Here is a 21,533-nt window from a genome sequence, read left to right as displayed (position 1 = left end):
TGATCGCCACGTCACGTGGCGAGGGACGTGTCCTCCGCGCACACCGGTTCCTCCGGGACCGGTTCCCGCAAGAACGCCGACAGCAGCATCGCCAACACCGGCACCGTGGCGAGTACCGCGAGCGCGCCCCGGGGGCCGTAGTGCGTCGCGATGAGGCCCAGCAGGGGCATGAAGAGTCCGCCCGCGCTCATCGCGAGGCCGAGGGTGACGCCGGCGGCGGTGCCGGGGCGGCTGGGGAGGTAGTCCTGGCCGAGCTTGATGAGGACGGCGAACGGGATGTTCGAGATCAGGCCGACCAGCAGCGCGAGGGGCAGCGCCGCGTATTTGTCGTCGCAGATCAGCATGAGCCACAGGGCGGGCAGCATCGCCGCGTTGCCGATCTGGACGGTGCGCACCATGCCGATGCGGTCCGCCAACCGTCCGCCGAGCAGGGTGCCGGCGACACCGCCGCCGAGTTCGAGTGTCAGGGCGAGCCCGCCGAGGCCGCTGCTCGCCTCCAGGTGGCGGATCCAGTAGAGGGAGATGAAGGTGTTCAGTCCCGTCGAGATGGTGGACCGTACGATCTCGACGGCGGTCAGGGCCGCGAACCGGCCCGGCCGGTCCTTGCCCTGGCGCTGGACCGCCCTGACCGCCGTGGCGGATGTGCGGTTGTGGTGGCGGAACAGGACGAAGCCCATGAGGACGGCGGGTGGGATGAAGAGGGCCGTGGCGCTCATCCCGAGGGTGTCCAGGGCCGGTGTGACCAGTGCCGGGGCGATGAAGAAGCCGACGCTGCCGCCCGCGGCGAAGTAGCTCATCGCGGTGGCGCTGCCCCCGGCGGCGCGGCGTGCGTCGCGGCCCGCGGGCGGGTGGAACATCGCGATACCGACACCCGCCGTCAGCAGGAGCGCGAAGACCAGCGGGTAGGAGGGCGTCAGCCCGGACAGGCCCGCCCCGATACCCGCCAGGCTCACCCCCAGCGGCGACATCCAGCGCAGCCGGAACCGGTCGGCGAGCAGCCCGATCGGCACCTGCGGCAACGCGCTGCCGAGTGTCGCGGCCAGGGCCAGCCCGGAAGCCTGTACGTAACTGAAGTCGCGTTGCAGTACGAAATAGGGGACCGCGGCGGGTACGAGACCCTGGTAGAAGTCGTCCACGGCGTGGGCGCTCGCCCAGATCCGCATCCGGCGCCAGTGCCCGGGCGGACCACCCGCCGCACGGGGCGTGTCTGTTTCCTGGATGGCTGTCACGTATCCACGATGGGCGGGAACACCCCGGGCGCGCTTCCCGTATTCTGCCTATCCATGTCGCAGATCCGCCACGAGCCCGTCGCGCCGACCACCACCCGGTTCCTCGGTGGCGGCGAGACCATCGCCCGGCACCGCCACGACGACCACCAGCTGATCTACGTCAGCTCGGGCGTGCTCGCGATCACCACGGAACACGGCTCCTGGATCGCCTCGGACGACCGCGCCGTGTGGATCCCGGCGAACACCTGGCACGAACACCGCTTCCACGGCCGGAGCCGCTTCCACACCATCGGCTTCCCCGCCCGCGGCCGGACGCCCCTGCTCGACGCCGAACGCCCCACGGTCATCGCCGTCGACCCTCTGGTGCGCGAACTGCTCATCGCGCTCGCCGGCAGCACCCTCACCCACACCGAGAACCGGCACATCGAGACAGTGCTGCGCGACCGGCTGCGCCGCGTGACGACCGAGCCCGTCGCCCTGCCCGCGGCCCGTGACCAACGGCTGGCCGACGCCTGCCGCCTCGTCGAAGAGGACCTGCACGAGCCCTGCACCCTCGCCCAGCTCGCCGACCGCGTGCACACCAGCGAGCGCACCCTCTCCCGCCTCTACCGCGACGAGTTCGGCCTGACCTTCCCCCAGTGGCGCACCCGGGTCCGGATCTTCACCGCGATGGTCATGCTCGCCGAGGGCGCCACCGTCACCGACACCGCCCACGCCTGCGGATGGGCGACGACCAGCGCCTTCGTCCAGACCTTCGCCCGGACGGCGGGCATCACCCCCGGCACCTACCGCGCGGGCATGGACAGACCGCGGCGGGAGCGGTGAAGACCTGACCCGCCGTCACCCGGGCGGCCCGTCCCACCGGGCCCGCCCGCCCGACGCGTGATCGGGTGGGAGCGTGCAGCTACTCCCCGTTCCCGTACGGCGGTTCGCCGCCTGGTGTGCCGTCCTGCTGCTCGTCTCCGGGGTCGGCTACGTCGGGATCCGGCTCTGTGCCGAGTTGAAGACCGCGGTGACGCCCGTGCTGCTCGCGCTGCTCGGGACCGCGCTGCTCGGGCCGCTGTACCGGCGGCTCGTGAAGGCGCACGTGAACCGGTCCGTGGCCGCGATGATCACCTGTGTCGCGGTCGTCGCCGTCGTCGGCGGGGCCGTGTACATCGTCGTCGCCGCGCTGATCGACACCGGGGACCAGATCGTGTCCTCGCTCAAGGACGCGGGGAACTCCCTCTCCGACCACTTCGGGGCCGCCGGCACCTCGGTGGACGACCTCGCCTCCAACGCCAAGGAACTGCTCACCAAGTTCGGCGGTACGGCCGCCTCGAACGTCATCAGCGGGGTCAGTGTCGTCGGCGAGACCATCGCCATGGCCGTCCTGGCACTGCTGCTCGTCTTCTTCTTCCTGCGGGACTCCGACCGCGCCGCCGGGCTCCTGCGCTCGCTCGCCCCGCACGACAACGCCGATCTCGTCGAGGCCATGGCCCGCCGTGCCTTCGAAGGCGTCGAGGGATTCATGCGGGGGACCACCGTCATCGCCCTCATCGACGCCCTCTGCATCGGCATCGGGCTGCTCGTGCTGGACGTGCCGGGGGCGTTCGGCCTGGCCGCGCTCGTCTTCGTCGGGGCCTACATCCCCTACCTCGGCGCGTTCCTCTCCGGGGCCGTCGCCGTGCTGGTCGCGCTCGCCGACCGGGGTGTCGTCATCGGGCTGTGGGCCCTCGGTGTCGTCCTCGCGGTGCAGGTCCTTGAGGGACACGTGCTCCAGCCGATGATCCAGAGCCGGACCGTGCAGATGCATCCGGCGGTGGTGATGATCGCGATCACCGCGGGCGCGTCCGTGGCCGGAATCCTCGGCATGCTGCTCGCGGTGCCGTTGACCGCGGCCGCCTTCGGGGTCGTCCACGAACTGCGGGAGCGTTACGCGTCCCAGGACCCGAACTCCGAGACGCCGCCCGGGCCTTCACCGGCCGTGTCCCCGTCGCCGTCGGACTCGTAGAGCTCGAACCAGATGCTCTTGCCCTCGCCCCTCGGGTCCACGCCCCAGGTCTCGGCGAGGAGTTCGATGAGGAGCAACCCCCGCCCGGAGGACGCCAGTTCACCGGGGTGCCGCTTGTGCGGGAGGTCGTCGCCGGCGTCCGTGACCTCGACCCGCATCCGCCGCTCACCGGTCTCGCCGGTCACCTCGGCGGTCAGCAGGGCGTCGGCGTCGGTGTGGACGAGGACGTTGGTGAGCATCTCGGAGACGAGCAGGACCGCCGAGTCGACCTGGTCGGCGCCGGTCCAGTCGTGGAGGAGTTCGCGCAGCTGCTGCCGGGCCACCGCGATCCGCTCGGGCTCGGCCTGCGCGACCGTGAGCACCGTACGGCGGATCTTCGGGGGGACGGTGGTCGTGTCGCCGCAGCCGCAGGCCTCGCCCTCGCGGGACAGCAGGAGTACGGCTATGTCGTCCTCGCGGCGGTCCGCGAGCGGGCCGGTGGTGTGGTGCGAGGAGGGTCCGTGGACGGCCTGGACGAGCGCGTCGGCGAGTTCCTCCAGGTCGCCCCTGTGGTCCTCCAGGATCGTCCGGATGCGCTGCCAGCCCGTCTCCAGGTCGTGGCCGCCGGTCTCGATCAGCCCGTCGGTGCACATCAGCATGGTCTCGCCGGGCTCCAGGGCGAGCGTGGTCGTCGGATAGTCGGCGTCCGGGTCGATGCCGAGCGGCAGTCCGCCCGCCGTGGGCCGCATCAGCACCGTCCCGTCCGCCATGCGTATCGCCGGGTCGGGATGGCCGGCGCGGGCGATCTCCAGGACCCCGGTCGCCGGGTCGGCCTCGACGTACAGGCAGGTCGCGAAGCGCGGGTCGGCCTTCTCCGCGTCGCCGTTGGTGATGCCGTGCAGGAAGCGGGAGGCGCGGGAGAGCACCGCGTCCGGCCGGTGGCCCTCGGAGGCGTAGGCGCGCAGGGCGATGCGGAGCTGGCCCATCAGCCCGGCGGCGCGCACGTCATGGCCCTGTACGTCACCGATGACCAGCGCGATCCTGCCGTTGGGCAAGGGGATCATGTCGTACCAGTCGCCGCCGACCTGGAGCCCGCCGCCGGTCGGGATGTAGCGGGCGGCGACGCTCATGCCCGGGATCTCCACACCCAGCGTGGGCAGCATGGAGCGCTGGAGGCCGTCGGTCAGTTCGCGCTCGGACTCGGCGACACCGGCGCGGGAGAGGGCCTGGGCGAGCATGCGGGCGACCGTGGTGAGGACGGAGCGTTCGTCGGGCGTGAAGGCGACGGGGTACGTGAAGGCCGCCATCCAGGCGCCCATGGTCCGCCCGGCGACCGTCAGCGGCAGGAACGCCCAGGACTGCCGATGGAAGTGCTGGGCCAGCGGCCAGGTGACCGGGTAGCGCTCCTTGTACTGCTCGGGCGTGGACAGATAGACGGCACGGCCCGTCCGTACGACCTCGGCGGCCGGGTAGTCCGTCACCATCGACATGTGCGAGAACGGGTCCTCGTCGCCCGGCTGGTGCCCGTGGTGGCCGACGATCGTCAGCCGGTCGCCCGACACCCCGAACACCGCGAGGCCGTCCGGTGAGAAGCCCGGCATCGACAGGCCCGCCGCGACCCGCAGCACCTCCGCCGTGGACCGCGCCTCCGCCAGCGCCCGGCCCGCGTCCAGCAGGAACGCCTCCCGGGACCGTCGCCAGTCACCGGTGACCGCGGTCCGCCCGGCCGGTGTGCCCGGCGTGGGCTCGGTGACCTCCTGGAGGGTGCCGATCAGCTCGTACGACCGCTTCTGGGGGTTGTAGGACGGCTTGGACCGGCTGCGGACGACGCGGATCACCCGGCCCCGCTCGTCCATGATCCGGATGCGGACCTCGGCGAGGGTGCCCTCGGCGACGGCCAGCCCGACGACCCCCGTGATCTCGTTCCAGTCCACGGGGTGGAGTCGGGCCCGTGTCTGGGCCTCCGTGAGGGTGGTCTGTTCGGGGGGTAGCCCGAGCAGCCGTGCGGCCTCGGCGTCCACCGTGACCAGCTCCGAAGCGGTGTCCCAATGCCACAGGCCGGTCGCGAGGGCGGCGAGTACCTCCCCCACGGCGGGCAGGGGCTCACCAGTGCGCATTGCCCCACTCTAAGAAGAGGAGATCGAAACCTGCCACCGAGGGAGCCCGGAGTTAATGGTGGGGAGGCGATCTATGGGTGGCCGGTACCCTTGGGACGTCCGGGCTCCGGCCCCGGACGTTTCACGTGAAACACTCCCCGATCCGCGAAGGCTGGATGAACGACGATGCATCGGTACAGGTCCCACACCTGCGGCGAGCTCCGCGCCTCTGACGTCGGCACCGACGTCCGGCTGAGTGGCTGGCTGCACAATCGGCGCGACCTGGGTGGCATCCTCTTCATCGATCTGCGCGATCACTACGGCATCACGCAGCTCGTCGCCCGCCCCGGCACGCCCGCGTACGAGGCGCTCGACAAGGTGACCAAGGAGTCGACGGTCCGCGTCGACGGCAAGGTCGTCTCCCGCGGCACGGACAACGTGAACCCGGACCTGCCGACCGGTGAGGTCGAGGTCGAGGTCGGCGAGGTCGAGCTGCTCGGCGCCGCCGCCCCGCTCCCCTTCACGATCAACACCGAGGACGGGGTCAACGAGGAGCGGCGCCTGGAGTACCGCTTCCTGGACCTGCGCCGCGAGCGCATGCACCGCAACATCATGCTGCGGTCCTCGGTGATCGCCTCGATCCGCTCGAAGATGGTCTCCCTCGGCTTCAACGAGATGGCCACCCCGATCCTCTCCGCGACCTCCCCCGAGGGCGCGCGCGACTTCGTGGTCCCCTCGCGCCTGAACCCGGGCAAGTTCTACGCCCTTCCGCAGGCGCCGCAGCAGTTCAAGCAGCTGCTGATGATCTCCGGCTTCGACCGCTACTTCCAGATCGCGCCCTGCTTCCGTGACGAGGACGCCCGCGCGGACCGCTCGCCGGGCGAGTTCTACCAGCTCGACGTCGAGATGAGCTTCGTGGAGCAGGAAGACGTCTTCCAGCCGATCGAGAAGCTGATGACGGAGCTGTTCGAGGAGTTCGGGGGCGGCCAGCCGGTCACCTCCCCCTTCCCGCGCATCCCGTTCCGCGAGTCGATGGTGAAGTACGGCTCCGACAAGCCGGACCTGCGCGCGAAGCTCGAACTCACCGACATCACGGACGTGTTCGAGGGCTCGGAGTTCAAGGCCTTCGCCGGCCAGCACGTCCGCGCGCTGCCGGTGCCGGACGTCGCGGCGCAGTCCCGCAAGTTCTTCGACCAGCTCGGCGACTTCGCGGTCACCCTCGGCGCGAAGGGCCTGGCCTGGGTCCGCGTGACCGAGGACGGCTCGCTGACGGGCCCGATCGCGAAGTTCCTCACGGAGGAGAACATCGCGGAGCTGACGAAGCGCCTCTCGCTGGCCCCCGGCCACGCGGTGTTCTTCGGTGCGGGCGAGTTCGAAGAGGTCTCGAAGATCATGGGCGCGGTGCGGGTCGAGGCCGCCAAGCGCGCCGGGCACTTCGAGGAGGGCGTCTTCCGCTTCTGCTGGATCGTCGACTTCCCGATGTACGAGAAGGACGAGGAGACCGGGAAGATCGACTTCTCGCACAACCCGTTCTCGATGCCGCAGGGCGGTCTGGAGGCCCTGGAGACCCAGGACCCGCTGGACATCCTGGGCTGGCAGTACGACATCGTCTGCAACGGCGTGGAGCTGTCCTCCGGCGCGATCCGGAACCACGAGCCCGAGATCATGCTCAAGGCCTTCGAGATCGCGGGCTACGACCGTGACACCGTCGAGGAGCAGTTCGCGGGCATGCTGCGCGCGTTCCGCTTCGGCGCCCCGCCGCACGGGGGGATCGCCCCCGGCGTCGACCGCATCGTCATGCTGCTCGCGGAGGAGCCGAACATCCGCGAGACGATCGCGTTCCCGCTCAACGGCAACGCGCAGGACCTGATGATGGGCGCGCCGACGGAGCTGGACGAGACGCGGCTGCGCGAGCTGCACCTGTCGGTGCGGAAGCCGCAGCCGAAGTAGTGCCGAAGTAGCACGGTCCGGCCGCAGGTTTTCCTGTGGGAGGGGCTCGAAACCGACGACGGTTTCGAGCCCCTTTCGTATATGTACAGGATTCACAGCGCATTCTCATGTTCATGTCACGTCGGGCGCCCCTAGCGTCCCCGGCATGACGGATTCCCGAGTACCCCCCATGGATTCTCAGCCCCCCACGGACTCCGAAGTCCCGGAAGACAAGGGCCAGTTGGCACGCCGTACGGTCCTGGTGGCCGGCGGTGTCGCCGTGACGGCGGTGGGCGTCGCCGGAGCGCTGTCGGTGAACGCCTCGGCGCAGGAGAACGCCCCGCGTCCGCACCCGCCGAAACCGACCGCCTCGGGGGAGGCGTGCTACACCCTCACCTCCGAGCTGACCGAGGGCCCGTACTACATCGACGCCGACAAGATCCGCCGCGATGTGAGAGAGGACCAGGAGGGCATCCCGCTCACCCTCGACCTCAAGGTGATCGACGCGGACACCTGCAGACCGCTGCGGAACGCGGCCGTGGACATCTGGCACTGCAACGCGACGGGTATCTACTCGGGCTACGAGTCGAGCAGCGGCGGCGGTGGCGGCCCGGCCCCCACGGGCCCACCGCCGTCCGGCACCCCGACCGGCACCCCGACGGACGGCCCGCCGCCCGGCGGCGGCCACCAGGGACCGACCGACGCCGACCGCTTCCTGCGCGGCACCTGGCACACGGACCGCCACGGCCAGGTCACCTTCAAGACGGTGTTCCCGGGTTGGTACCAGGGCCGTTGCGTCCACATCCACGTCAAGGTCCACGTCGACGGCGAGTGGACGGACGCGGGCTACGAGGGCGGCCACACCTGCTTCACGGGCCAGCTGTTCTTCGACGAGAAGTCGGTCATCGCGACGTCGGTCCTGGAGCCGTACGTCTCGAACACGGCGACCCGCACGACGCTCACCGAGGACGGGATCTACCCCCAGAACGGCCACGAGGGCGGCCTGCTCTACCTCCAGTACGACCGGCGGCACATCGGGCGGGGTGTGCGGGGGCGGCTGACGCTGGGGGTGGCGCCGGACGAGACGAACGACGGGGAGGGCGGCGGGGGTCCGGGCGGCCCGGGCCCGTCGGCTTCCGCGTCGCCCTCGGCTTCGGCGAGCTGACCTGACGGACGCACGGCCTCATCCCGACCCCGTACGCCTCCCACGCCTCCCGCACCCCTTCCGGCTCACCGCCATGGAAACCTCGCAGCGGACGCACAGGAATATCGATGTGCCCGCACAGAGGCAGGGCGTGTCATGGACGTACGGGGTCGGATCCGCCCGGCCCGTACACCGTGAAGGCCTGGAGGAAGCGATGGGATACGTCGTGCTGCTCGCACTGCTGTTGATCGCCGGGGCGGCGTCCGCCGTCGTCGTACAGCGTCGCTCGCACCGGGCGCGCGGCGACTCCGACCTGTCCGACCTGGACGCGGAGGTCGAGGCCAGCGGCTGGGTCCTGCGACTCGGCGCGAGCCTGTCGGTCCCCGAGGCGAGGATCTGGTCGGGCGCCGGCGAGACCGCGACCCGGGCACTGACCGACGCCGCCGAGTGCCACCGCGCGGCCGGTGCCCAGCTCTCCGCCGCCCACACGGCGGACGAGTACGCCCAGGCGACGCGGGTGGCGAAGGAGGGCCTCGCCCATATCGCCACGGCGCGGGCGGCGTTGGGGGTGGCCGCCGTAGCGGCCTGAGAGTCCGGCGGGTTCAGTCGCGGCGCTGCCACGAGCGGCGCCCGCGCGCCGGAGCGAGATCCAGCTCACACTCAGGGCTGTCACATTCCTGGGGGCCCGTTCCGTCAGTGCTGTGTAGTCACCAGCCACGACAGAACAGAGGAGCTCACCATGGGTGCCCGACTGAACGCCTTTGCCAGTCCGCTCGCCGGCAAGGCCCTGAAGCACTTCGTCGCCGCGGGCAAGGTCATCGAGGACTCGACGCTGCCCGCCGCCACGCAGGAACTCGTGAAGATCCGGGCGAGCCAGATCAACGGGTGCGGGTTCTGCACCGACATGCACACCAAGGACGCGGTCGCCGCGGGGGAGACGTCGGTACGGCTCAACCTCGTCGCCGTGTGGCGGGAGGCGACCGTGTTCAGCGACGCGGAGCGGGCCGCGCTGGAGCTGGCCGAGGAAGGGACCCGAATCGCGGACGCGGCCGGCGGGGTCTCGGACGAGGTGTGGGCGAACGCCGCCAAGCACCACGACGAGGAGCAGCTCATGGCGCTCGTCTCGCTGATCGCCCTCATCAACAGCTTCAACCGGATGAACGTCATGCTCACGATGCCCGCGGGCGACTACCAGCCCGGCCGGTTCGCCTGACCCGAGCCGGGCACCAGGGCCGCGTCCCGGGGCACGGCAACCGGACCCACCCCCCACCACTTGTGACACGCCCCACTCCGGCTTTGCCAAAACAAAAGACTTCGGGCGCGGCCCCGATCCGTATTCCTGACTGTCCGTACCGCCGACGGGCGGTCCACGACACAGGAGGTACGGTGCGCTTTTCGCGGAACGCGACGGGAACGATGGTTGTGGGCGGTGCCCTCAGCCTGACCCTCGTCGCCATGGCCTATCCGGCAATGCTGGGCGTGACCACGGTCTCCAGCGCGCCCGCACGCGTGATCGCCAACACGCAGTGGGGGCCGCTGACCGAGGCGGACCGCGACTTCGTGGTCAAGGTGCGCGCGGCAGGGCTGTGGGAGTACCCCGTCGGCCAGATGGGACTGAAGAAGGGGGCGAGCCCGGCGGTCATCACCGCGAGCAAGCACCTCATCGACGGGCACGCGGCGCTGGACTCCACGGTCCGCAAGATCGCACCCATGCTCAACATCACGATCCCGAACCAGCCCAGCCCGCAGCAGCAGGGGTTCATCAACACCCTGAACGGCGACAGCGGCAAGCAGTTCGACACGGACTTCGCCAACATCCTGCGGGTCACGCACGGTTCGATCTTCGCCACCATCGCGAAGATCCGCGGGACGACCGAGAACACCCTGGTGCGGATCCTGGCCAACCAGGCCAACGCGACGGTCCTGGACCACATCACGGTGATGGAGGACACCGGACTGGTCAACTTCAGCCAGGTCCTCTTCCAGGAGACGACCCCGCCGAAGCTGCCCGCCGTGGACCTGACCCCGCCGCCCCCGCCCGCGGGCCAGCCGGAGGTGGTGCTCACCCCGCCGGTGAACAGCACCACCCAGCCGCCGGTCCTGCCGGGCGAGGCGTCACCCAGCTCCACCCAGACCCCGACCGTGGGGTGAGTGCGCCGCCGAGCGCGCTACGCCCCCAGCCACACGGTCGTGTCAGGCCCCAACTCCCCACCCCCTGCCGCCGGTTCGCTGCTCAGCAGCACCTCCCCCGGCGGCAGGGCGACCGGCTCGTCCGACAGGTTGGTGACACACCGCCAGCCCGAGGAGCGCGTGAAGTGCAGCACTCCGGGCCGACTGTCCGGAGCCCAGGTCAGCGACTCCCCTTCGAGCAGCTTGCGGCGCAGCCGCAATGCCGTGCGGTAGAGCTCCAGGGTCGAGCCCTCGGTCCCGTCCTGTGCCTCGACGGCGTACGACGCGAAGCTCGCCGGCTGCGGCAGCCACGCGGGCCCCGCCCCGAAGCCGTAGGACGGACCGGCCGAAGTCCACGGCAGGGGTACCCGGCAGCCGTCGCGGCCCTTGTGGGTGTGGCCCTGCTGTTCCCAGATCGGGTCCTGGAGGGCCTCGACTGGCAGGTCGGCGACCTCGGGCAGACCGAGTTCCTCGCCCTGGTAGACGTACGACGAACCGGGGAGCGCCAGCATCAGCAAGGTCGCGGCGCGGGCCCTGCGCAGGCCGGCCGCCGTATCGACGGGCGGGGTGCGGCCGTTCGACAGGAGCCAGGTGTTCGGGTCCGTGCCCGGGGGCAGCATCAGGCGCGAGGCGTGTCGTACGACGTCGTGGTTGGACAGCACCCAGGTGGCCGAGGCGCCTGCCGCGCGGGCCGTGGCGAGCGAGCCGGTGATCACCTCGCGGAGTTCGTCCGCGTCCCAACCGGCCTCCAGGTACTCGAAGTTGAAGGCCTGGCCGAGTTCGTCCGGGCGGGCGTACAGGGCGCGGCGGGCGGCCGGTACCCAGGCCTCGGCGACCGCCATGCGGGGCGGGGTGTAGGTGTCGAGGACCGTACGCCGCCAGTCGCGGTAGATCTCGTGGACCTCGTCGCGGTCGTAGTAGGGGTGGGTGCCCGGCGGGATCGAGTCGAGGACGTCCTCGGAGTTCGCCGCGATGGGGCCCACGTCGCGGAGCGGATCGGTGAGGTCCTTGGCGAGCGCGTGGGCCACGTCGACGCGGAAGCCGTCGACGCCCCGGTCGGACCAGAAGCGGAGCGTGGTGCGGAAGTCCTCCCGCACCTCCTCGTTGTCCCAGTTCAGGTCGGGCTGTTCGGGCGTGAAGAGGTGCAAGTACCACTGCCCGTCGGGGAGTTGCTTCCACGCGCTGCCGCCGAACACCGACGGCCAGTCGGTGGGCGGGAGTTGACCGTCCGCACCGCGTCCGTCCCGGAAGACGTAGCGGTCGCGGGCGGCGGAGCCGGGCGGGGCGGCGAGCGCCTCCTGGAACCAACTGTGCAGCCGGGAGGTGTGGTTGGGCACGATGTCGACCATGACCTTCAGGCCAAGACGGTGGGCCTCGGCGACCATCGCGCCGAAGTCGTCGAGCGTGCCCAGGCGCGGGTCCACGTCGCGGTAGTCGGCGACGTCGTAGCCGCCGTCGGCGAGTTCGGACGGGTAGAACGGGCTGAGCCAGAGCGCGTCGACGCCGAGGGCGGCGAGGTGACCGAGGCGTTGGGTGATGCCCTTGAGGTCCCCGAGTCCGTCGCCGTCGGCGTCGGCGAAACTGCGCGGATAGACCTGGTAGACGACGGCTTGGCGCCACCAGTCCGGGTCACGGGAGGACAGGTCGGTCACGTGGTCTCCTTATGAATTCCCGCTGCGCTGACGGAAGTTGACAGTCAACTTCCGGTGGACCCACGATGTGCACACGCTGTGGCGCATGTGACCAATGGGCCCGGTGTTTCCTTCGCTGCGCAACTCCTCCACTCCTTGTCAGGCCAAGATGGGATAAGTATGTCCATAGCGAGTCGTGTCACTGTGCGTCGCCTGCTGGGGACGGGCGCCGCCTCCCTCGCCCTCGCCGCGGCATCCGTCGGCGGTGCCTCCGGCGCCTGGGCCCACGGCGGTGGCGGTGACGGCTGGGGGTCCGGTGGCCACTACCGGCCCGGCTCCGGCGCGGGCACGGTCACCGAGACCGAGGGCTGCCAGTTCTCGCTGAACGGCACGGACTTCTTCCCCTCCGTCAAGGTCGACGACCAGAACCTGAAGCCCACCGACGACGGCAAGATCCACATCAAGGTCCGCACCGCCGGTGACGCCTCCACCTGCACCGCCTCGCTCGCCTCGTACATCGCGCACGGCCCGACCTTCGCCACCTCCGGCCGGCAGGTCTTCGTCGACTTCGACACGGTGACCGTGAAGAAGGGCCAGACCGACTCGCTCGACATCGCGGTGCCGGACGAGGGCTGCTTCGCGCAGATCGACCTCTACCGCGGCGCGGTCAAGTTCGACGGCAACCCCGACGCCGGCGACGGCCTCGTCCACGGCGACCTGCCCAAGGGCCCCGACCACACGGTCATCAAGGACAAGCTGATCGCGGCCTGGAACGGCGGTACGAAGGACTGCACGACCACCGAGTCCCAGCCCCCGACCCCGTCGGCCCCGGCCTCGGTCCCCCCGTCGGTCCCGGCGTCCACCCCGCCGGCCTCCGACTCCTCGACCCCGACCCCGAGCGCCTCCGAGTCCACCCCGGAGTCCTCCACCCCGACCCCGACCCCGGCCGACTCCGAGTCGACCACCCCGGCGGCGGCCCCCTCGCCCAACGGCGGCGGTGGCGGCGACCTCGCGGAGACCGGCGGCGGCAGCAACACCGGCGCACTGGTCGGCGGGGCGGCGGTCCTGCTGGCGGGCGGCGCGGCGATCGTGGTCGCGACGCGGCGTCGGCGGGCTTCGCAGTCGTAGCCCCAGGTCGAGCGCGTAGCGCGTAGCGCTTGATAAGCAGGACGCCGGGCCGGGACACACTCCCGGCCCGGCGTCTGCCGTCCTACCCCTCTACCCTTCTGCCCCTCTACGCCTTCTATGCCTCGACCGTCTCCAGCCACAGCTTCACGTACCGCTCCACATCCACGTCCAACCCCACGTCCACCAGGGCCTGTTCGCGCAAGCCGTCGTGGATCTCGGACTCGCCGTGGCGCGGGCGCCGGTCGACGATCGTCTGTCCTCGGCCCGGCCCCGGGGCGAGGGAGACCTCGACCGGGAGGAGGCGGGTGGTGAGGCCGCCCGGGTCGGCGACCGCGCAGACCGCGCCCGCGTCGCCGAGGCCGCCGGTGGGGGTGGGGTCGCCGGAGGCGGCCGGGTCGCGGTGGGCGAGGAGGTCGCCGGCGAGCTTCAGCCGGGGCTCCGAACTCTCCCGCAGCCGCCGCACATCGGCGGCCGGAACCTGCACCCGCTCGAACACGTCCAGCCCGTACATCGTGATCGGCACCCCGGCGGTGAGCAGGATCGCGGCGGCCTCCGGGTCGTGCCAGACGTTGAACTCCGCGACCGGCGTGGCGTTCCCGACCGCCACCGCGCCGCCCATGAACACGATCCGCTCGATGTTGTCGGTGACCTCCGGGAACGTCCGCAGCAACAGCGCGATGTTCGTCAGGGGCGCCGTCGGGATGAGCGTGACCGGGCTCGGCGACGCCAGGATCTCGCGGCGCAGCAGGGTCACCGCGTCCACGTCGACCGGCGTACGGGTGGAGTCCGGCAGCCCCATGTCGCCCATGCCGTCCTGCCCGTGGACGTGCGCCGCCGAACGCGCCGGCTCGATCAGCGGCCGGGCCGCACCCCGCGCGACCGGGATGTCACCGGCACCGGCGTGGTCCAGGACGATCAGCGTGTTCCGTACGACCTGGTCGACATCGGTGTTCCCGGCGACACAGGTGACCGCGCGCAGGTCCAGGCCCGGGTGGCGGACGGCGAACAGCAGCGCCAGGGCGTCGTCGACCCCCGTGTCGCAGTCGATGATCACGGGGATGGGCTGACCGGTCACGGCAGGCTCCTCTCGCAGCTGTTCGGCGGATCAAGGGTGACCTTACGCATCCGCCCACAGTTCGGCGCCACGTGCCTCGACCCGGGCGCCGATGCGGTGCAGGAGTTCGGCGGGCGCCAGCGGCTCGATCCGCCGCCCGTCCCGCAGGCGTACGGCGACCAGGTCGTCGGCGGCTTCCCGTTCGCCGATCACGGCTTGGTACGGGACGAGTCGCGCCGCTCGGATGCGGGCACCGAGGCTGCCCTGCTCGGGACCGGCCAACTCAGCGCGCAGGCCCTGCACTTGGGCTTGACGGAGGAGGTCGTACGCCTGTCCCTCCTGCGCTTCCGACACTGGCAGCACCACCAGCTGCACCGGCGCCAGCCACGCCGGGAACGCCCCGCCGTGCTCCTCCACCAGGTGTGCAACCGCCCGTTCCACGCTCCCGATGACGCTGCGGTGCACCATCACCGGCCGGTGTTTCGCGCCGTCGGCGCCGATGTAGTGCAGGTCGAAGCGTTCGGGCTGGTGGAAGTCGATCTGGACGGTGGAGAGGGTGGCCTCGCGGCCGGCCGCGTCCGCGATCTGCACGTCGATCTTCGGGCCGTAGAACGCGGCCTCGCCCTCGGCGGACTCGTAGACGACGCCGGAGGTGTCGAGGACCTCCTTCAGCATCGCGGTGGCCCGGCGCCAAAGGGCCGGATCCGCAACGTACTTGGCGCCGTCCCCCGGCAGCGAGAGCCGATGACGGGAGGCGCGGATGCCGAGGTCCGCGTAGGCGCGGGTGATGAGGTCCAGGGCGGTGCGGGCTTCCTCCACGGCCTGGTCCAGGGTGCAGAAGATGTGGGCGTCGTTGAGCTGGATGGCGCGGACGCGGGTGAGGCCGCCGAGGACGCCGGAGAGTTCGGAGCGGTACATGCCGCCCAACTCGGCGATGCGGAGGGGTAGTTCGCGGTAACTGTGCGAGCGGGACCGGTAGATGAGGGCGTGATGCGGACAGAGACTGGGCCGCAGTACGACCTCCTCGCCGCCGAGTTTCATCGGCGGGAACATGTCCTCGCTGTAGTGGGACCAGTGACCGGAGATCTCGTACAGCTCGCGCTTGCCGAGCACGGGCGAGTACACGTGCCTGTACCCGGCGGAGCGCTCCAACTCCCTTACGTACTCCTCCAGTTCGTGGCGTACGGTCGCGCCGTCGGGGAGCCAGTACGGCAGGCCCGCGCCCATCAGGGGGTCGGTGTCGAAGAGGTCGAGTTCGCGGCCGAGGCGGCGGTGGTCGTACATGGCGGGGTTCCTCGCTTTGCGGCTGGCGGGGCGAGGAATCCGGCGACGACGAAGCCCCGGGGCACTCGCCCCGGGGCTTCGACTCGGTTCAGCAGTCAGCGCGCCGGGACAGTCTCCGGCGTCGTCGTCCAGAAGGACGGGAATGGCTTGGCGCGCTTCACACGGCGGACGCTAGCAGCCGCACGAAAACTCCGGCCATCGATTTTCGGCTGCGGGGCAGTGGGGGCTGGTCGCGCAGTTCCCCGCGCCCCTAAAAACAGGGGGTCAGCGCTGAGGCCAACCCGAGCGCCAACCTCCCCAGGGGCGCGAGGAACTGCGCGACCAGCCCCCACCGGACCGGCACTCGACCCGCAACCGACGCCCCCGTCTTCTAGGGGCGCGGGGAACTGCGCGACCAGCCCCCACCGGGCCCGCACCCGATCCGCAACCCCCGCACCCCCACTCACCCGGACGGCCCGGCGCGCTGGTGAGCAGGCCTGGGCGATGGTGCCGTTGGGGGAACGATCCGGCACCCCGCCCCAGGAGGGACCCTCGATGACCCGCACCCCGGCCCTGATCCTCCTCGCCGCGGGCACACTGCTGACCGTGGCCGGCTGCGCGAACGAGGCCATCCTGCACACGGTGACGACCGCGCCCTCCCCCTCGGCCGTGCGGACGACCCCCGCCGCCCACGCGTCCCCCGCCGCCGCCCCCGTCCTCACCCCGGCCCAGGCCCAGGCCGCGCTGATCACGGACGCGGACCTGGGCGCCCCCTGGACCCCGACCCAAGGCACGGCGACCTGGCGGGACACCCTGCTCAAGGCGAAGACGAACGTCCCCGACTGCCAACGCCTCCTGGACGCCCTCTACGCCGACGAACTCCTCGGCACCCCCGCCACCACCCAGGCGGTGACCACCCTGGACGACACCGACGACGAGGCCCAACTCCGTTATCAGGTGGCCGCGTTCCCCCAGGCAGACGTGACCCGCACCCTGGACTGGCTCCGCACCCTCCCCCAGAAGTGTGCGAACTTCACGGCGACGACCACCCGCTCCGGCACCCAGACCGTGACGGTCACGGAAGCCACCCTCCCCACCGTCGGCGACGCCCGCGAGGGCCTCCACCTCACCCTCACCGGCACCACCCCCGAGGGCGACCAGTCCACCCTCACCCTCGACACCGCCGCCGTCCGCATCGGCGACGACACCATCACCGTCACGAACGGCGGCCTGGGGAACGTACCGGTGGACGCGGCCGGCCAGGCGTTGCAGACCGGCGCACAGCGGCTGACGGAGGTGCAGAAGCAGGGGCGGGTGCAGATCTAGGAACCGGATCGGTGTCAGTGCTCTGCGGCAGGATGACCGCCGTGGACACCGAGCTTCTGAAGAAGTTCGGCCCGGTTCCGTCGGACTGCTCGGACGTGCCAAGCGTCATCGGGACGGCACGGAACTCCATGTCGTCCACGTCGAGGACAAGCGAGCCTCCTGAACCGAGTCGGCCTCAACGCTTGTCGTACGGGTCCGCCGGTTCCTTCACCTGCTTGACCACCGTCGCCTTGAGGATCGGCGGCCACGCCCCGTCCGTCCCCAGCTTGCCCTTGGGTACCCACACGCCCGTGGCCGTGACCCAGCTGTCGGTCTGCGGGGCGCCGTCCGCCTCGTCGCCGCGGATCTCGACCTTGCTGATCGTGGCGTCGGCCGCGCAGCAGGTGACCAGGAGGCGGGTGAGGTACCAGGTGCCGTTGGAGCCGTGGGTGACGAAGCCGGTCATGCGGAGGGTGCGGCCCTTGAGGGAGTGGCCGGTGTCGTAGATCGCGCGGGAGCTGTACTGGGCGACCGAGATGTCCAGCGGGTTCCCGGCGGGCAGCGCCGAGAAGGTGCCTGTGCCCTGCGCCGCACGCTGTGCCTCCTCGCGTGACGCGCTGTACGAGCCCAGCGCGGGAGGCGGGAAGAGCAGGAGCGCCAGGGCGGGGAGCGTCAGCAGCCAGGCGATACGCGGGCCGCCGTGCGCGTGCGCGTGGGAGTGGGAGTGCGAGTGGCCATGCTCGTCGACCTCGACCTCGACCTCGACCTCGACCTCGACCTCGACCTCTCCCTCCTCCTCCTCGACCTCGACCTCGACCTCTCCCTCCTCCTCCTCGTCCTCGTCCTCGTCCTCGTCCTCGTCCTCGTCCTCCCCATGCCGCATCCCCCTCACCGCCGCCACCAACCCCAGCAGCATCAACAGCACCCCCGACACCACCAGGTACGGCCTCAACGCCGCCTGCACGTACCGCAGATACAGCTCGCTGAAGAGGGAGATCCGTAGGACCGCTCCGCCCGTCAGCAGCAGCAGGACCGCCGAGCCGTAGCGCCTCACAGCAACCACCAACCCACCAGCGTGCTGCTGACCACCGCCACCAGCCATGTCGTCGAGGAGAAGCGGAGCGCAAAGGCTCGGCCGAAGGTGCCCGCTTGCAGCGCGATCAGTTTCAGGTCGACCATCGGGCCCACCACCATGAACGCCAGTTTCGCCGCCGGGGAGAAGCCGCTCAGCGAGGCCGCCACGAAGGCGTCCGCCTCGCTGCACACGCACAACACGACCGCGAGGAACGCCAGCAGGAGGAGCGACAGCCAGGACGAACCCGTGAAGACGGCCAGGACCGAGCGCGGTACGGCGATGTTGAACGTTGCCGCCGCCCCCGCGCCCAGGACCAGGAAGCCGCCCGCGTGCAGGAAGTCGTGTTGCAGGCCTGCCACGAAGGCCTTCACGCCGGTCGGGGAAGTGGCGGCAGCCTGCGTGCGCTTCGGGAGGCGTAGCCACTCCTCCTTGCCGAATCTCGCCCAGAGCCAGCCCATCACCACCGCCGTCGCCAGCGACGCGACCAGGCGGGCCAGCACCATCTTCGGCTGGTTCGGGAACGCGATCGATGTGGCTACGAGGACGACCGGGTTGATCGCGGGGGCTGACAGCAGGAACGCCAGCGCCGCCGCCGGGGCCACCCCCCGCCGCATCAGGCTGCTCGCCACCGGTACCGACGCGCATTCGCAGCCGGGCAGGACCACCCCGGCCGCGCCCGCGATCGGGACCGCCAGGGCCTGGTTGCGGGGGAGGAGGCGAGTGAACACCCGTTCCGGGACGAACGCTCCGATCGCCGCCGACACCGCCGTGCCCAGCAGCAGGAAGGGGACGCCCTGGACGGCGACCGCCGTGAAGACCGTCCACCAGGCCGCCACGGCCGGGGTGTAGAGGTCCATCGCCACCATCGGGCCGAGGACCGAGACGACCGTGGCGATGGCTATGAGCGCCGCGCCGCCCAGGACCGCGTAGACCATGGCGCGTACGGCCAGGCGCAGGCCGTCGACCACGGTCCGTTCGTTCTGCACCCGCACGCGCCTGTCTCATCCCGTTTCACACCACTACGGCTACGACTCGTACGTCGCACGGTAACCGTCGGCGCTGTGCGGTATCCCCGATTTGTCAAAGAGGAGGCTGTGCGGGGGCCGGGCCGAGGGTGGTCGTGCCGGGGGCGGTGCGGTGGCCGAGGCCGGTGCGGTACGCGTCCAGGGCCGCCTCCACCCGGCCGGTACGGCGGAGCAGGTCGCCGAGCATCCGGCACAGGTCGGCCAGGTCGCCGGCCGCGCCCGCGCGTTCCAGCAGGCTGAGGGCGCGGACGTAGTGCTCCTCGGCCGCGTCCGTGTCGCGGGCGTCCTCGGCGATGATGCCGAGGAGGCGGTGGGCGGCGGCGGAGTGCAGGGCGCCGCGTTCGGAGCTGAGGTCGCTGAGGACGTCGTGGAGGAGGGCGGCGGCCTCGTCGGACTTGCCGCGTTTGTGGAGTACGTCGGCCAGCTCGACGGCGACCTGACTGCTGTAGAGGGCCGCGCGCTTCGCCGTCAGCATGGCCAGCGCCTGTCTCAACTCGACCTCGGCGCGCTCCAGTTCGCCGTCCTGGGCGTAGACGTAGCCGCGCATCCAGTGGCAGTTGGCGAGTTCGGTACGGAACTGGAGTTGGCGATACAGATCGGCGGCCTTGGCAAGGGAGGCGTCGGCCTCGGCGACCTTGCCCTCCGCTATCAGCGTCCGCGCCACCGACCTGTGCATACGGGCCAGCAGCGCCGGGTCCGCCACCTGCGGCGCCAGCGCGAGCGCCAACTCCGCCGCCTGGGCCGCCCTCGCGTGCGCGCCCATGTCCATGTACGGCCCTATCGCGCTCGCGTAGAGCAGCAGCAGGGCATCCGGGTCGTGCAGGCCGCCCCGGTTCAGCTCGTCGAGGGTGGACTCCAACAGGTAGACGGCGTAACGGAGTTCACCGGTGAGGTAGTGAGCGACCGCTCGGCCCCGGATCGCCGGGACGCGGGAGGGGAGCGGTTCGTCGGCCAGTCGTTGCTCGGCGCGCTCGAAGTGCAGGCGGGCGGCGGTCAAGTCGCCGGTGTCGAGGCCGCATTCACCCAGCCCCAGCAGTGCCACCGCCTCCTCGTCCGCCAGCCCCAGCGACACCGCTTCCTCAAGGAGATCGGCGTACTGCTCGGTGGCCTCTTCCGACTCCCCTGTCGCCAGGGTGCGTTGGGCCTCGGTCAGGCGCAGGCGCAGTTCGGTGGCGAGGTGGGCGGGGCGGCCGGTCGCCAACTCCTCGTAGGCGACGCCGAGTCGCTCGGCTAGGTGGCGCAACGCGTCGTCGGAGGGGCGGACCCGGCCGGCCTCAAGCGTGGAGATGTACGCGGGCGTGTAGGCGGGCTCGGCCAACTGCCGCTGGGTGAGCCCGCGTTCGTGCCGCAACTGCTGGACCCTGCGCCCGATGACTTCCGGGTCGTCCCGTCTCACCATGCATTAATCATGCCAGTAAGCCGAGTTACAGACTGGCGAGTAACTCAGTTACACGGAGAGCGAGTTGATGAAGTCCTCGAAGTGGGCGCGGCTGATGGTGACAACAGCCCCGCCGGGGTTCTTGGAGTCACGGATCGCGACGCAGGGGGCACCGGTAGCGACCTCTACGCAGTCACCGCCGTTGCTGCCGCTGAAGGACGACTTACGCCACTCCACAGTGCCGAGAGGGGCGCACTCGACGCAGTCACCGCCGTTGGTGCTGCTGTAACTGGACTTACGCCACGTCTTCCGCCCGGTCTCCATAACGTTCCTCCATCACGCGCGCGATCAGATCGGCCGAGTCCTCCACCGAGAGGGCAGTGGCCTGCAAGCGAGCGTATCCGACCGAACGTTCCCTGATGACTTCCGGGTTGGCGGTCATGTGCCCCTGGTCGTAGCCGTCGGAGTAGTAGATGTCGGGGTCGTCGTCCAAGCGCAGGAGATTGAAGGAACCCATCGTCGCGGCGTGCGCGCCCGCGGAGAACGGCAGCACCTGGATGTTCACCCAGGGGTTCTCGCGAAAGCTCACTAGACGGGCGAGTTGTTTGCGCATGACCTCACGGCCGCCGATCTCCCGGAGCAGCACGGCCTCGTCCAGGACGACCCAAACCGCAGGCGGCTGCTTCTTCTCCAGAATGCGCTGCCGCTCCATCCGCGCCGCGACCATCTCCTCGATCTTGTCCGGGTAGTCGACGGCCAACACCGCCGCCGCGTACTCCGGCGTCTGAAGCAGTCCGTACACCACCTGGCACTGATACGTGGAGATGAAGGCGGCCTTCGCTTCCATCTCCGCGTACGGCTGGAACCAGTTGGGGAGTTGGCTCCGCAGAACCATGCCGATCATGCGGGTGAAGGACCCGTCCGTCATGAACGCGGCGTCGAGGCGTTCGGCGAAGTTCCGGGTCGGGACCTTCTGGGCCGTCTCGATCTGCCCGATGAGCGAGCCGGTGCAGTAGAGGATCTTGCCGAGGCCCTCCAGCGTGAGACTCGCCGCCTCCCTCAACCGACGGCATTCATAGCCGAAGTAGTCCAACGGGGATGCGCTCGGGTCGAGTTGGCGAACGTGGACCATGCG

At 70.7% G+C, this 21,533-nt stretch carries 19 protein-coding genes; 9 read left to right on the top strand and 10 right to left on the bottom strand.

Going from position 1 to position 21,533, the window contains the following annotated elements; genetic code table 11:
- Window positions 1–11 precede the first annotated feature (11 nt).
- A complete protein-coding gene (locus OG407_RS25910; RefSeq protein WP_405868597.1) occupies window positions 12–1,163 on the bottom strand; it encodes an MFS transporter in 1,152 nt (383 codons plus the stop codon).
- Between the two features lie 120 nt (window positions 1,164–1,283).
- On the opposite strand from OG407_RS25910, the gene OG407_RS25905 reads away from it, so the two are divergent.
- Window positions 1,284–2,054: an AraC family transcriptional regulator gene (locus tag OG407_RS25905; RefSeq protein ID WP_405861630.1), complete on the top strand. Its 771-nt coding sequence runs from the start codon at window positions 1,284–1,286 to the stop codon at window positions 2,052–2,054.
- A gap of 73 nt (window positions 2,055–2,127) precedes the next feature.
- Window positions 2,128–3,222 (top strand): AI-2E family transporter, encoded by a 1,095-nt coding sequence (locus tag OG407_RS25900; RefSeq protein ID WP_405861628.1) that lies wholly within the window; start codon window positions 2,128–2,130, stop codon window positions 3,220–3,222.
- On the opposite strand, the gene OG407_RS25895 is transcribed toward OG407_RS25900, so the two are convergent.
- Window positions 3,144–5,318 carry a SpoIIE family protein phosphatase gene (locus OG407_RS25895; RefSeq protein WP_405861626.1) on the bottom strand — a complete coding sequence of 725 codons (2,175 nt, stop codon included), beginning with the start codon at window positions 5,316–5,318 and terminating at the stop codon, window positions 3,144–3,146. The two genes, OG407_RS25900 and OG407_RS25895, sit on opposite strands and share 79 nt — an antisense overlap.
- 165 nt (window positions 5,319–5,483) lie before the next feature.
- Here OG407_RS25895 and aspS point away from each other — a divergent pair, with 165 nt between their 5' ends.
- The 5 genes from aspS to OG407_RS25870 all read left to right on the top strand — a co-directional run bounded on the left by aspS (window position 5,484) and on the right by OG407_RS25870 (window position 10,521).
- Complete coding sequence (aspS, locus tag OG407_RS25890; protein ID WP_405861624.1) at window positions 5,484–7,247, top strand: aspartate--tRNA ligase; 1,764 nt, start codon at window positions 5,484–5,486, stop codon at window positions 7,245–7,247.
- A gap of 169 nt (window positions 7,248–7,416) precedes the next feature.
- On the top strand, window positions 7,417–8,391 hold the full coding sequence (locus OG407_RS25885) for an intradiol ring-cleavage dioxygenase (protein WP_405861622.1): 975 nt from the start codon (window positions 7,417–7,419) through the stop codon (window positions 8,389–8,391).
- Window positions 8,392–8,584: 193 nt separating this feature from the next.
- Entirely contained in the window at window positions 8,585–8,959 is a 375-nt protein-coding gene (locus tag OG407_RS25880; RefSeq protein WP_405861620.1) for a hypothetical protein, read from the top strand.
- A 150-nt stretch (window positions 8,960–9,109) separates the two neighbouring features.
- Window positions 9,110–9,583 carry a carboxymuconolactone decarboxylase family protein gene (locus OG407_RS25875; RefSeq protein WP_405861618.1) on the top strand — a complete coding sequence of 158 codons (474 nt, stop codon included), beginning with the start codon at window positions 9,110–9,112 and terminating at the stop codon, window positions 9,581–9,583.
- Window positions 9,584–9,792: 209 nt separating this feature from the next.
- Window positions 9,793–10,521, top strand: coding sequence for a DUF4142 domain-containing protein (locus tag OG407_RS25870; protein WP_403589850.1), 729 nt, complete (start codon window positions 9,793–9,795; stop codon window positions 10,519–10,521).
- Between the two features lie 17 nt (window positions 10,522–10,538).
- On the opposite strand, the gene OG407_RS25865 is transcribed toward OG407_RS25870, so the two are convergent.
- Complete coding sequence (locus OG407_RS25865; protein ID WP_405861616.1) at window positions 10,539–12,191, bottom strand: glycoside hydrolase family 13 protein; 1,653 nt, start codon at window positions 12,189–12,191, stop codon at window positions 10,539–10,541.
- Between the two features lie 159 nt (window positions 12,192–12,350).
- Here OG407_RS25865 and OG407_RS25860 point away from each other — a divergent pair, with 159 nt between their 5' ends.
- On the top strand, window positions 12,351–13,298 hold the full coding sequence (locus OG407_RS25860; protein ID WP_405861614.1) for an LAETG motif-containing sortase-dependent surface protein: 948 nt from the start codon (window positions 12,351–12,353) through the stop codon (window positions 13,296–13,298).
- A gap of 115 nt (window positions 13,299–13,413) precedes the next feature.
- On the opposite strand, the gene OG407_RS25855 is transcribed toward OG407_RS25860, so the two are convergent.
- Together OG407_RS25855 and thrS are read right to left on the bottom strand one after the other, a co-directional pair.
- Window positions 13,414–14,373: a nucleoside hydrolase gene (locus OG407_RS25855; protein ID WP_405861612.1), complete on the bottom strand. Its 960-nt coding sequence runs from the start codon at window positions 14,371–14,373 to the stop codon at window positions 13,414–13,416.
- Window positions 14,374–14,415: 42 nt separating this feature from the next.
- The gene (thrS, locus tag OG407_RS25850) at window positions 14,416–15,636 is read right to left on the bottom strand and encodes a threonine--tRNA ligase (RefSeq protein WP_405861610.1); all 1,221 of its coding nucleotides are present in this window, start codon (window positions 15,634–15,636) and stop codon (window positions 14,416–14,418) included.
- 534 nt (window positions 15,637–16,170) lie between these two features.
- Here thrS and OG407_RS25845 point away from each other — a divergent pair.
- A complete protein-coding gene (locus OG407_RS25845) occupies window positions 16,171–16,941 on the top strand; it encodes a hypothetical protein (RefSeq protein ID WP_405861608.1) in 771 nt (256 codons plus the stop codon).
- A gap of 175 nt (window positions 16,942–17,116) precedes the next feature.
- On the opposite strand, the gene OG407_RS25840 is transcribed toward OG407_RS25845, so the two are convergent.
- The 5 genes from OG407_RS25840 to OG407_RS25820 all read right to left on the bottom strand — a co-directional run bounded on the left by OG407_RS25840 (window position 17,117) and on the right by OG407_RS25820 (window position 21,530).
- On the bottom strand, window positions 17,117–17,974 hold the full coding sequence (locus tag OG407_RS25840; protein WP_405868595.1) for a TIGR03943 family putative permease subunit: 858 nt from the start codon (window positions 17,972–17,974) through the stop codon (window positions 17,117–17,119).
- Complete coding sequence (locus tag OG407_RS25835; protein ID WP_405868593.1) at window positions 17,971–18,930, bottom strand: permease; 960 nt, start codon at window positions 18,928–18,930, stop codon at window positions 17,971–17,973. Before OG407_RS25835 ends, OG407_RS25840 begins: the two co-directional genes overlap by 4 nt.
- Before the next feature lie 145 nt (window positions 18,931–19,075).
- Window positions 19,076–20,419, bottom strand: a complete 1,344-nt coding sequence (locus OG407_RS25830) for a tetratricopeptide repeat protein (RefSeq protein WP_366494682.1) — start codon at window positions 20,417–20,419, stop codon at window positions 19,076–19,078.
- Window positions 20,420–20,467: 48 nt separating this feature from the next.
- The gene (locus tag OG407_RS25825) at window positions 20,468–20,722 is read right to left on the bottom strand and encodes a DUF397 domain-containing protein (RefSeq protein WP_405861606.1); all 255 of its coding nucleotides are present in this window, start codon (window positions 20,720–20,722) and stop codon (window positions 20,468–20,470) included.
- Entirely contained in the window at window positions 20,694–21,530 is an 837-nt protein-coding gene (locus tag OG407_RS25820; RefSeq protein ID WP_405861604.1) for a helix-turn-helix domain-containing protein, read from the bottom strand. Before OG407_RS25820 ends, OG407_RS25825 begins: the two co-directional genes overlap by 29 nt.
- Window positions 21,531–21,533: the final 3 nt, after the last annotated feature.

The sequence above is a fragment of the Streptomyces sp. NBC_01515 genome, assembly GCF_045040345.1.
Lineage (GTDB): Bacteria > Actinomycetota > Actinomycetes > Streptomycetales > Streptomycetaceae > Streptomyces.
This window is presented reverse-complemented; position numbering and strand designations above follow the sequence as displayed.